Source organism: Rudaea sp. (assembly GCF_036383415.1).
GTDB lineage: Bacteria > Pseudomonadota > Gammaproteobacteria > Xanthomonadales > Rhodanobacteraceae > Rudaea.
In genome coordinates, this window is the sequence record NZ_DASVOK010000173.1 from 1 (window position 1) to 9,323 (window position 9,323).

Genomic DNA, 9,323 nt, shown 5'->3' on the forward strand with positions numbered 1-9,323 from the left:
CCGGTTCGACAAAAGCCCGGGTTCGTACCATTTCGGTTGGGGAACAACATGAAGCAGCGTGTACTCGTCTCGTCCATCATCATGGGCTTGTATGCAAGCCTTGCGATCGGCAGCGCCATGGCGCAGAGCGCCGGCGATCAGCCAACGAACTCGGCCAAGGCCGATACCCAGAAAAAGAAGGAAGAAGCGACTTCGTTGGAAGGCATCACCGTTTCGGGCTCGCTGCTCGGCCGGCCGGAATACCAGACGACAACGCCGGTGCAGGTCATCAATATCAAAGCCGATATCGCCGCCGGCCAGTTCACTACGGCGGATTTTCTGCAAACAACCTCTGCTGCAGCCGGCTCCACACAGATCAACAACCAGTTCGGCGGCTTCGTCATCGCCGGTGGCACCGGCGTGCAGACAGTCAATTTGCGTGGCCTCGGCTCCAATCGCACGTTGGTTTTGCTTGATGGCCAGCGCCCCGGTCCGGCCGGCACGCGTGGTCAGGTCGGCGCCTTCGACTTGAACGTCATTCCGCAGGTCATCCTGCAAAGCATCGAAATTGTCAAAGACGGTTCGTCCTCGATCTACGGCTCCGATGCCATCTCCGGCGTTGTCAACCTGATTACCAAGAAGCGCCTGGACCACACCGAGACGAGTTTCTATTTCAGCGGGCCGGAGCACGGCGGTGGTCAGCAGATGCTGGGCTCGATCGGCACCGGTTGGAATCTCGACAACGGCAACATCATGATTGCCGCGCAAGTCGACCGTCAGCAACCGCTCAGGGTCGGTGACCGCGACTTCCTCAACTGCGGTCGAGACATGGTCTGGGGCACCGACGGCAAGCGCATCGATCGGCAAGATCATTCCGTTCTGCAAGGCACCAGTCTTGCGGGCTGCAACAACCTGTACGCAAACACGGTTATTTACTACTGGAATTCGAACAACCGCTTTGTGCCCGGCGGCGGTTCCAGCGGACCTTTCCCCGGTTACCACCTGCGCCCGTATCCGACTAAGACCTACGCCAACTCACCGCAGGCGTACTACGAGGACCAGCTCAATTTCCCGTTCTACGGCAGCACCTACGCGATCGACGAACAGCAGCGCGCGAGTTTGTACGCGGCGACGAGTTTCAACTTCGGCAACGTAAACTGGGACTCGCAGTTTCTCTACAACAATCGCAAGGCCAGCCACGACAGTTTCAGGCAGTTCTTCCCGGTTGTGGAGGCAGACCAAGCCGCTGGCTGGGTCGACCCCCTCAAACCCGGAAATGCGAGCAAGCCGCCGTATTTCGAACCGATCATGCCGTTCCCGAGCAATTCGAAGGCCGAAGTCGATTATTTCTATGGCGCGACCAAGTTGTCGGGCGGTTTCACCGCTTCCAGCAGCTGGTCATGGCAGGTCAATGGGACCTACTCGCGCTCGAGTGGCGACTACAGCACCTTGGGAATCAACCTCGCCAACAGCGGCGACTTGGCCAATGACGGAAACATGTTGGACAAGCCGCTGATCAACTATTTCGAGCCGTGCATCTTGAACGGTCAGTGCATGAACAAGCTCGTCAATGCCATCGGTCAGGTCGCTTCCGGCAATACGGTTTACACGCAAGCTACGGTTAATGCCATCGCCAATGGCGATCTGTTTCACCTTCCGGCTGGTCCGGTCAGCGCCGCGGTCGGCGTCGAGTATCGCCACTACACCATCGACGACAAGCCGCCCCCTGAGACTTGGGGCCTGACCAGCGCTCTGGAAACCAAAGGCAGTGACAATGTCCATGAGTTCTTCGGCGAAGTCGGCATCCCGCTGTTGCACGACCTCCCCGGTGTCGAGTCGCTCACCCTGGATGGCTCCGCGCGCCAATTCAAGTATCAATCCGTAGGCGACTCGTCTAGCGTGTGGAAATACGGGGTGAACTGGCAGATCATTCCGTCGTTCCGTTTGCGCGGCACGATCGGCACTTCATATCGCGCTCCGGGCCTGTACGAGTTGTATCTGGGCAATCAATCGGGCTTTTTGTCGCAAGCCTCGATCGACCCTTGCCTCAACTGGGGCGACAGCAACAACGACTTCATCAGAAAGAACTGCGCGGCTGCCGGTATCCCGGCCGACTACGGTGCGAGTGGCAATCCTTCGGCTACCGTTTACCAGGGCGGCGGCAAGGGTTTCCTCAAGCCCGAGACCTCGCGCGCCAAATCGGCGGGCTTCGTCTGGTCGCCGACCTTCGCCGATCTGAACGTGGCTGTGGATTACTTTGACTATTCCATCCACGGCGAAATCGCCAGTCTCGGGGCAAGTTCCATTCTGTCCGGTTGCTATGGCTTGCCGGTGTATCCGAACAATTTCTGCACCCAGTTCCACCGCAATTCGCCGAGCGACGCGGCGAATCCGAACATGATCACGGACGTTCATGCCACTTATATCAATGTCAATTCGGAGCGCACCCGCGGCTACGACTTCCAGCTGGACTACAGCCAGGATCTCGCCTTTGGCAAGGTCAAGGCGGGTGCACAGTTGACCTACACGATCTCGGATATCTACCAGCAGTTCGACAGCGCCGAGGCGAGCGGTTTGGCCTCCTCCGAGCTCGTCGGCTATATCGGCCGCCCGCATATGGTCGGCATTTTCGATGCGAGCCTGAAGCGAGGCGACTGGACGTTCTACTGGCAAGGAAACTACACCAGTTCGACATCGAACAAGGATCTGCCCGCGGTCTTCACCTATCAGGGCTATAAGAACGCCGTGCGTGACCTCAAGGCCGAGTGGCAGCTCCGCCATAGCGTGTCGGCTGAGTACAATGGCGGCAAGTACCAAATCCTGTTCGGCATCCGCAACCTGCTCGACCAGAAACCCGACCTGGTCTCTCCGGGCGCGGACACGTTCGCCGGTGTACAAGGCAATACGCCGCTCGGTGCTTCGCAATATGACTGGTTCGGTCGCACGTACTATGTGCGTTTGAACATGTCGTTCTGAGCGCAAGGCGTTTTGTTCCTGCAAAGCTCTGAGGAGGCGACATTGCGTCGCCTCCTTTTTTAATGGCGACGAGATTCAATCGGAGAACTTGAGATGCGGATGTCTATCGGCGGAGCGTTGTTCTGTAGCTTATTGATCGCGATTTCTTCGTCATCGACCGCCATTGCGGCCGAGCCGATTTCCATCGACGTCTTGACACGCCTGCCGGCGATTCAATCGGTATCAATGGACCCCAGCGGCAAGCACCTGGTTGCCCTGATTCACTCGCCCAAGAATCCGGAGGAGACGGCGCTCGCCGCTTGGGACACGGCATCGCTTTCGTCCGGGCCGAAAATGATCACGCCCTCCGGTGACCAGATGAAATTCATCGCCGCCTCTGCGTTGAAGGCGGACAAAGTCCTCGCGGTTGCGCGCCAGGAATGGACCGGCAATGCCGGCGGCTGCATAGAGGGCAAAGCGGCCGGTTCGACCATGACTTTCGTGACCAAGGCCTATTTGACCGACGTCGATCAAAAGAAATTCAACGAAGCGTTTGCCAGTGAAGCTCAGGCCCTGGGACAGAGCAAGGACAAGCAACAGTGCCTCGAACTCGCTGGCACCGCCGCGCTGGCAGCCATGCTGCCGCGTGATCCAGACCGAGTCATTATTGAACGACTCGACCAGATCAGCATGGCCGCCGACTACTATCGCTACAATCTGAGAACCGGCAGCAAAGACTTGGTGTTCCGCGGCGGCTCACGCGCGAGGCCGACACTGTTCGATCCACGCAGCGGTGAAGTGCTGGTCAAATCCGAAATCGAAGCAACCGGCGATGACTACGAGCAACGCATCCATATCCGCGATGCGAAAACCGGGGAATTCGTGGTTCAGTCGGCGCTGACGACCAAGCTTTCCGATCGTCACAAAGTGAACGTGGCGGGGATCGACGATGCGAGTGGCAAGTACTATGTGCTGACCGATCAGTTCTCCGATCAAGTACAGGCGCGTGTGTATGACCCGGCACAGAAGAAGTTCGACGCCGAACCGCTCGTGGCTGACAAAAACTACTCTATCGGCAGCCTGATCTTTAGTACGCGCACGAGCAACTTCAACAAGATCGTCGGCTTTGTCGTCGATGGAGCGTACTCGCAGCAGATTTTCGTTGACCCGGCCATGAAATCGATTCAGGCCAGCATCGCGCAGGCGTTTCCCGGGCAGCAAATCTCCATTTCGAGCTATACCGACGATCTTTCCAAGGTCCTGTTTCGTACCGAAAGCGCAAGTGCGCCGCCGGCCTTCCATATGCTGCTGAACCAGAAGCAAGTGGTCGACCTCGGCAGCGAACGGCCCGAGATCAAGCCGGAGATGACCGGCACCCAGAGCTGGGTGACCTACAAGGCGCGCGACGGACTGGAAATTCCGGCGATCCTGGATCTGCCGGCGGGTTGGAAGAAAGCCGATGCGCCCGCATCCGCCATCGTCATGCCGCACGGCGGCCCTTGGGCGCGCGATTTCACCGGCTGGGACGCGCCAGGCTGGGTGCCCATGCTCACCTCGCGCGGCTATGCGGTGTTGCGCCCGCAATATCGCGGCTCCGATGGATTGGGCCGCAAGCTCTGGATGGCCGGCGATGCACAATGGGGACTGGCGATGTCCGACGACCTCGATGATGGTGCCGCATGGTTGGTGTCGCAAGGCATCGCAGCGAAAGAGCGCATCGCGATCTTCGGCTACTCCTACGGTGGCTTTGCGGCGATCGCCGCCGATGTACGTTCACCGTCACCATTCCAGTGCGCTATCGCGGGCGCCCCCGTGGCCGATCTCGGGCGTTTGGGCACCTCATGGAGCGACAGTCGCCTTCAGCGCATTCTGCAGGGCCGCACCGTGAAAGGTATGGATCCGATGCGCAATGCGAGCAAAGCCCATTTGCCGATCCTGGTGTTCGACGGCGACCGCGACGTGCGCACGCCGCGAGCCATTCACGCCGAGCCTTTCTACAATGCCGTCAAGAGCACCGTGCCTGCACAGTACAAGGAAATCGCCGATATGCCGCACAGCATGCCTTGGTATCCGCGCCAACAACGTGAGACGAACGATCTGATCCTGGGCTATCTCACGAATAGCTGCTTCGATCAGAAAAAGTAGCGATTACGGACTTCCTGGGTGGCGGCGCAATCCGGAATCGCCGCCGCCATCGATTGACATTTCGCGATTTTGTAACCTACTTGGATTTTGTACCTACTTGTTCGTGGTTCGCGCTGGAAGCTCAGTCGCGATGGCTTTGCCAAGCGCATCATAATCGCCATCGTAGTGATGGCCGCCGGGCAGCGACACATCGGTGACGTTCGGTTTGCCGACCAGCGTCGCGCAGAAACTGTCGGCACCTTCCTCGGCGCCGTGCACGCAGATCACCGGCACCTTCGTGTCCGCGATTTCGGGCGCAATCGCAATCGCGCCCTCGTGATGGGTGGAGCCGAACCAGTCGCCGACGTGGATCTCGAACACGGCTTCGGGGTCGGGCGAGATCAGCACCTGCGCCGCGATGCGCGCACGCGCGGCATCGGCGACGCGGTTGACGACGACCGGCGCGAGACTCGCGCCGAACGAGTAGCCTATGACGACGAAGTCTGCATGCGGATGCTCGCCGCCGTAGTGGCCGATGATGCGCGTCACCGCGTCGGCGGCCTCGGCTGGAGTGCGTGTCTGCCAGAAGAATTTCAGCGTGTTGAGGCCGACCACGGCGATGCCGCGTTTGCTCAGCTGATCGGCCACGGCGACGTCGAGCCCGGCCCAGCCGCCGTCGCCGGTGAGGATGATCGCGATGCGCTCGGCGAACGCGCCCTGCGCGGGCACTTCGATCAGCGGCAGATCGGCGACGTCACCGGGCAAGGGCTTCGCGACCACGCCCGGTGCAGTCAGCCACGCGATGCCGTGGTTCAGTTCGGTGCCGGCATCATCGCGCGGCTTCACAAGCCACGATGACAATGCAATCCATTGCTGCAGATTGCGCAGCATCGACAGTGCACCATCCGCGCGCGCGCCGTTCGCGAACGGCAACGGCAGCCATCGGTTCGGAAGCGCACTCACCGGTGCAATAAGGAACGTGTCCTTGCCTACGGCCGTGGACATCTCGCCGGCATCGCCCTTGCAGAACGGCTTCGGAAAGCGTGGCGAAAAGTCCCAACCCAGCGTGACGAGGCCGCCGAACGTCCCTTTCGGTGCCTGCGCGTCGACCGCGTAGGCGAACGCGGCGCCCGCGCCATCGCCGATAAGCAGCGGATAGGAAAAATTCTTCACCTTCTGATTCTTCTGCATCCAGTCGCTCATTTCCTGGATGTGCGCGGAAGGAAAATGGCAGGCGTCATTCTTGATCGACTCCATTTCCTTGAGGTACGCGGGATAGTCGATGCCGAACACAAGCGCGCCGTCGGTGCTCAGGGCTGTGGCGAGCGATTCAGCGCGCGCGTTCCAGCCGTCCTTGTCCGAAATGAAGACGACCGTGCGACTCGGATCGCCCGCGGGCGTCGCGACGTGCACTTCGCCAAACAAGCCGTAGTGGACGGGCGTCGTCGCGGCTTCAGCGCGAGCGCAGGCAGCGAGAAGAAGGAAGGAGGATAGAAAAAACACCAGCGAAAAGCGTGATGCGAGTGACAAGCAAGAACGGATCATCGTGCTTTGGCCATCAAGGCCTCGATCTCGTCGGCATCGTTCGGCACGGCCGAGGTGAGGATGTCCGGCTCGCCGCGCGTGACGACGACGTCGTCCTCGATGCGGATGCCGATGCCACGCCATTTCGCATCCACGCCCTTTGCATCGGGCGCGATGTAGATTCCTGGCTCGACCGTGACGACCATGCCCGGCTCGAGTTCGCGATATTCGCCGTCGATGCGATAGTCGCCGACGTCGTGCACGTCGAGGCCGAGCCAGTGACCGGTCTTGTGCATGTAGAAACGCCGGTAGGTGCCGTCGTCGATGTTCTTCTGCACGCTGCCCTTGAGCAGGCCGAGCTTGATCAGCCCCGCCGTGATCGTGCGTACCGCGGCGTCGTGGTAGGCAATGAACGGTCGTCCGGGCCGCACCTCGGCGATCGCTGCGTGCTGCGCGGCAAGGACGATGTCGTACAGCGCTCGTTGCACGGGCGTGAACTTGCCGTTGACCGGAAACGTGCGCGTGATGTCCGAGGCGTAGCAGTCGAGTTCGGCGCCGGCGTCGATCAGCAGCAGGTCGCCATCCCGGAGTGGTGCGTTGTTCGCACGATAGTGGAGCACGCAGGCGTTTGCGCCGCCGGCGACGATCGGCTCGTAGCTCGGTACCGCGCCGTGCTTGCGGAACGCGTGCAGCAGCTCGGCTTCGATCTCGTGCTCGTTCATGCCGGGACGCGTGGCGCGCATCGCGCGCAGGTGCGCCTCGGCGGCGATCTTCGCACAGCGCGCCATCACGCGCAGTTCGGATCGCGTCTTGTACAGGCGCAGGTCGTGCAGGATGTGGCCGAGCGCGACGAACTCGTGTGGCGCGCGCGCGCCGCGGCGAATCTCGCCGCGCACGCGATTGACCCAGCCGATCAGCTTGGTGTCGAACTCGACGTCGCGACCGAAGTGGTAGTAGACGCGCGAACGGCCTTCGATCATGCCGGGCAGGATGTCGTCGATGTCGACTATCGGGAACGCATCGTCCATGCCATAGCGTTCGACCGCGCCCTCGGTGCCGGCACGCGCGCCGTCCCAGGCCTCGCGCTCGGCGTCGCGTTCGCGGCAGAACAGGATTTCCTCGCCGTGCTCGCGGCCCGGAATCAGCGCGAGCACGGCCTCGGGTTCGCCGAAGCCGGTGAGGTACTGGAAATCGCTGTCCTGGCGGTATGGATAGTGCGAGTCGTTGCTGCGCACGCGCTCGGGTGCGGCCGGCACGATGCAGATCGCGTCGTCGCCGACGATGCGCATCAGTTGTTTGCGGCGGCGGGCGTATTCCTTGGCTTCGATCATGCGGCGATGTCAGTGCAGGGTGGCGCCGGATTGCGGCGCCGCATGCAGTTCGGCATGCAGCAGCAGTGCGCCGACGCGGATGAATTCGATCACTTCGGCGAGCGCGGCCTCGTCATCTTCGTTGCCGGCGTATTCGAAGCGCGTCGCGGCGATCGTGCCGAAGTCGGCGAGGATTTCCTGCGCATCAGCGGACAGCGAGCCATGATGACCGCCACCGGCGAGGCCGAAGCCGCCGAGAAAACCGCGGCACCACTCGACCAGCGCATCGGCGCGCACATCGATCGGCACTTCCGCGGCGGGGAGCAAGGGTTCGAAACCGAGTTCAGGATCGGCAAGCCAGGCCGAACAGTCGCGATGCAATCGTTCGAGCAGGCCCGGCGGCAATGCGCGGGCGATCTCGCCGTCGTGGTCGAGTTCGAGCACGTCGAACCAATTTCGCGCATCGGCGCTGCCGCCGCCACAGAGATAGCCGACGAGCGAACCCTGCAGCTCACTCGCGCCGACGCCGGCCTGGACGCGGGCAAGTGCGTCGCCGAGTTCGCTGTAGCTGATCGCCGTGGTCGACACCGTTGGCCCGGATTGCGTGGAATCGCTGCATTGTAGCAGCGCGCGTGCGCCGCCGATCGCGCCGGTTGGTCACGCGTTGACCGTACCCCGCCGCTTGCATATAGTGCGGTCATGGCCGAAACGCCCAACCTCGTCAGCGAGTTCGCCGAAATCAGCGGGCGACTGGATCGTCTGGTCGAATTGGTGCACCGCCTGACCGAGGAAAATCGCAGCCTGCGGGCGAGCCAGGAACAGCTAAACACCGAGCGTGCGAACCTGATGGCGAAGAACGAGCAGGCGCGCTCGCGCGTGGAGGCGATGATCGTGCGCCTGCGCTCCCTGGAGAGCAACGCATGAGGCAGCTAGATGAGTGAGGCGACGCCCGTCGCGGTCAGCATTCTCGACCGCGAATTCCTCATTGCGTGCACGCCCGAAGAACGGCCCGGCCTCATCGCGGCGGCGGCGTATCTCGACGGCAAGATGCGCGAGGTGCGCGGCAATACGCGCACGCAAGGCCTGGATCGCATCGCGGTGATGGCCGCGCTCAACATCGCGCACGAGCTGATGCAGAGCAAGCAGCGCGCCGACATCGACGGCGGATCCTTGGCTCAGCATTTGCAGATGCTGCGCGGCAAGCTCGACACGGCCTTGGCCGCGCACGTAAAATAGCGCTGCGTCCCCTGCGGTGTGCGACAGCGCATCCAAACATATCGCCTTGGTCCTATATACGACCCCGGGATGGCGGTGCGAAAGTCCGTGAGCATGTCCGCCGTGTGCGGAAAGCCTGACGACCAGCGAGCCCTCCCACCTGATCTTCGGATCAAGGTCGTTTGATGAGCATCGGCATCGCGGAGGGCGTACTTT

General features: G+C 61.6%; 7 protein-coding genes and 1 other RNA gene. 5 read left to right on the forward strand and 3 right to left on the reverse strand.

Annotated elements, in window-relative coordinates; all coding sequences use genetic code 11:
• The first annotated feature begins 48 nt into the window (after positions 1 to 48).
• Positions 49 to 2,955 (forward strand): TonB-dependent receptor domain-containing protein, encoded by a 2,907-nt coding sequence (locus VF497_RS06730; protein ID WP_330886962.1) that lies wholly within the window; start codon positions 49 to 51, stop codon positions 2,953 to 2,955.
• Positions 2,956 to 3,048: 93 nt separating this feature from the next.
• Positions 3,049 to 5,079, forward strand: a complete 2,031-nt coding sequence (locus tag VF497_RS06735; RefSeq protein ID WP_330886964.1) for an alpha/beta hydrolase family protein — start codon at positions 3,049 to 3,051, stop codon at positions 5,077 to 5,079.
• 93 nt (positions 5,080 to 5,172) lie between these two features.
• On the opposite strand, the gene VF497_RS06740 is transcribed toward VF497_RS06735, so the two are convergent.
• From VF497_RS06740 to VF497_RS06750, 3 genes are read right to left on the reverse strand one after another with little or no spacing between them, the layout of a single operon-like run.
• The gene (locus VF497_RS06740) at positions 5,173 to 6,561 is read right to left on the reverse strand and encodes an AcvB/VirJ family lysyl-phosphatidylglycerol hydrolase (RefSeq protein WP_330886966.1); all 1,389 of its coding nucleotides are present in this window, start codon (positions 6,559 to 6,561) and stop codon (positions 5,173 to 5,175) included.
• 38 nt (positions 6,562 to 6,599) lie between these two features.
• The gene (gene pepP / locus VF497_RS06745) at positions 6,600 to 7,913 is read right to left on the reverse strand and encodes a Xaa-Pro aminopeptidase (RefSeq protein ID WP_330886968.1); all 1,314 of its coding nucleotides are present in this window, start codon (positions 7,911 to 7,913) and stop codon (positions 6,600 to 6,602) included.
• A 9-nt stretch (positions 7,914 to 7,922) separates the two neighbouring features.
• Positions 7,923 to 8,480 (reverse strand): UPF0149 family protein, encoded by a 558-nt coding sequence (locus VF497_RS06750; RefSeq protein WP_330886971.1) that lies wholly within the window; start codon positions 8,478 to 8,480, stop codon positions 7,923 to 7,925.
• 111 nt (positions 8,481 to 8,591) lie between these two features.
• Between VF497_RS06750 and VF497_RS06755 the strand changes: the two genes are divergently transcribed.
• The 3 genes from VF497_RS06755 to ssrS all read left to right on the forward strand — a co-directional run bounded on the left by VF497_RS06755 (position 8,592) and on the right by ssrS (position 9,318).
• The gene (locus tag VF497_RS06755) at positions 8,592 to 8,816 is read left to right on the forward strand and encodes a TIGR02449 family protein (RefSeq protein WP_018972305.1); all 225 of its coding nucleotides are present in this window, start codon (positions 8,592 to 8,594) and stop codon (positions 8,814 to 8,816) included.
• A gap of 9 nt (positions 8,817 to 8,825) precedes the next feature.
• Entirely contained in the window at positions 8,826 to 9,128 is a 303-nt protein-coding gene (locus VF497_RS06760; protein ID WP_330886974.1) for a cell division protein ZapA, read from the forward strand.
• A gap of 5 nt (positions 9,129 to 9,133) precedes the next feature.
• Positions 9,134 to 9,318: non-coding RNA, 6S RNA (gene ssrS, locus VF497_RS06765), on the forward strand.
• The last annotated feature ends 5 nt before the right edge of the window (positions 9,319 to 9,323 follow it).

Coding starts and splice junctions, on each gene's coding strand:
- VF497_RS06730 (WP_330886962.1), top strand. CDS start 49: ATGAAGCAGCGTGTACTCGTCTCGTCCATCATCATGGGCTTGTATGCA.
- VF497_RS06735 (WP_330886964.1), top strand. CDS start 3,049: ATGCGGATGTCTATCGGCGGAGCGTTGTTCTGTAGCTTATTGATCGCG.
- pepP (WP_330886968.1), bottom strand. CDS start 7,913: ATGATCGAAGCCAAGGAATACGCCCGCCGCCGCAAACAACTGATGCGC.
- VF497_RS06755 (WP_018972305.1), top strand. CDS start 8,592: ATGGCCGAAACGCCCAACCTCGTCAGCGAGTTCGCCGAAATCAGCGGG.
- VF497_RS06760 (WP_330886974.1), top strand. CDS start 8,826: ATGAGTGAGGCGACGCCCGTCGCGGTCAGCATTCTCGACCGCGAATTC.